2 protein-coding genes are annotated in these 1,725 nt (G+C 65.6%); both read right to left on the minus strand.

Going from position 1 to position 1,725, the window contains the following annotated elements; translation table 11 throughout:
* Positions 1 to 324, minus strand: a 324-nt coding sequence (locus IEX53_RS15060; protein ID WP_210311652.1) for a hypothetical protein, incomplete at its 3' end; no start/stop codon positions are given.
* Between the two features lie 300 nt (positions 325 to 624).
* Complete coding sequence (locus tag IEX53_RS15065; RefSeq protein ID WP_236016216.1) at positions 625 to 921, minus strand: hypothetical protein; 297 nt, start codon at positions 919 to 921, stop codon at positions 625 to 627.
* Positions 922 to 1,725: the final 804 nt, after the last annotated feature.

Below are 1,725 nucleotides of genomic sequence, written 5' to 3' on the forward strand. Positions count from 1 at the left end.
CGAGTGCGGGTTGACCGGCGGGTTGCCCTTGTGCGGCTGGGTGCCGTTGTCGCCATGGTTGCCGCCATTGCCGGTCGGGGTCGAGTGCGGGTTGACCGGCGGGTTGCCCTTGTGCGGCTGGGTGCCGTTGTCGCCATGGTTGCCGCCATTGCCGGTCGGGGTGGCATGGGGGTCAACGGGCGGGTTGCTGGACAGATTGGCTTGGACCGTCCTGCCTCGGATTTGATCCCGATGAATGGCATGGTCCTGCGCCATAGCCGCTCCACCGAAACCGATAGAGAGAGCAGCGCTTGCCAACAGAGTAGTTATAAGTTTGCGGTGCATCGTAATAGCTCCTTGATGCCCTCTCCGCATATCCGCCACTGATCAGGCAACGGAACCGGCAAGTCTCCAGTTAGAATGTGTTCGAAATCTGTTATAACATTTCACTATGTTATAACGTTAATGTTATGGAAGGTTGCGCGGCAGGCGGTATTTCTTCGCAGAACTGTTTCTTCTTCTACGAAGCCTGGAATATGGGACGTGTCGGGGGAATAGATGTTGATGGCACCGCATAACCCGATGCCGAAGTCGAGGTATTTATATGAAGAGGCCGGCTCTGAAGCCGACCCCTGAGGTTGAAGGCTAGCGCCTGGATCCACCGTGAGATTCGCCTGCGCTTCTGCCGGTGTGGCTTACCGGGCCGACATGGTGGGCAACAGAAACGCCGCTGCCGATATTCGGGCCGCCCGGCTGGGCACCCGATCCGATAGCAGGGCCGCCATTGCCACCTGGCACCGCGCCGGATCCGATGTTCGGACCGGGCTGAGCACCTTGGCCGATATCGGGACCGGTGTTGCCGCTCGGCACCGCGCCGGAGCCGATGTTCGGGCCGGGCTGGGCGCCTTGGCCGATGTCGGGGCCGGTGTTGCCACCTGGCACCGCGCCGGATCCGATGTTCGGACCGGGCTGAGCACCTTGGCCTATGTCAGGACCGGTGTTGCCACCTGGCACGGCGCCGGATCCGATGCTCGGACCGGGCTGAGCACCTTGGCCTATGTCAGGACCGGTGTTGCCGCCTGGCACGGCGCCGGATCCGATGCTCGGACCGGGTTGAGCACCTTGGCCGATGGCAGGGCCACCGTTGCCGCCCGGCTGGGCGCCCGATCCAATGCTGGGACCACCCGGCTGGGCTGGCTGGCCGGTTCCGGCAATAACTCCAGGCGCTTTGTGAGGCGGTTCGCCGTGGCCAAGGATTGCTCCCGGCGACATCTGGGGCGGGGTACCAATGCCACCGATTACGCCCGGAGCCTTGTGAGGCGGCTCACCATGACCGAGGATGGCACCCGGCGACATTTGCGGCGGGGTGCCGGTGCCGCCGAGAGCACCCGGGGCCTTATGCGGGGGCTCACCATGGCCGAGGATTGCTCCCGGCGACTTCTGGGGCGGGGTGCCGGTGCCGCCGAGAGCGCCGGGGGCCTTGTGGGGCGGTTCGCCGTGACCGAGGATTGCTCCGGGGGCCTTATGCGGGGGCTCGCCGTGACCGAGGATGGCGCCCGGCGATTTGTGGGGCGGCTCACCATGGCCGAGGATTGCTCCCGGCGACTTTTGCGGCGGCAGCTGCGGGGTGCCGTGACCAAGAATCGCGCCCGGCGACATTTGCGGCGGGGTGCCGGTGCCGCCGAGAGCGCCGGGGGCCTTGTGGGGCGGTTCGCCGTGACCGAGGATTGCTCCGGGGGCCTTATG

The organism is Paramesorhizobium endophyticum (assembly GCF_014640615.1).
In the GTDB taxonomy this organism is placed as follows: domain Bacteria; phylum Pseudomonadota; class Alphaproteobacteria; order Rhizobiales; family Rhizobiaceae; genus Paramesorhizobium; species Paramesorhizobium endophyticum.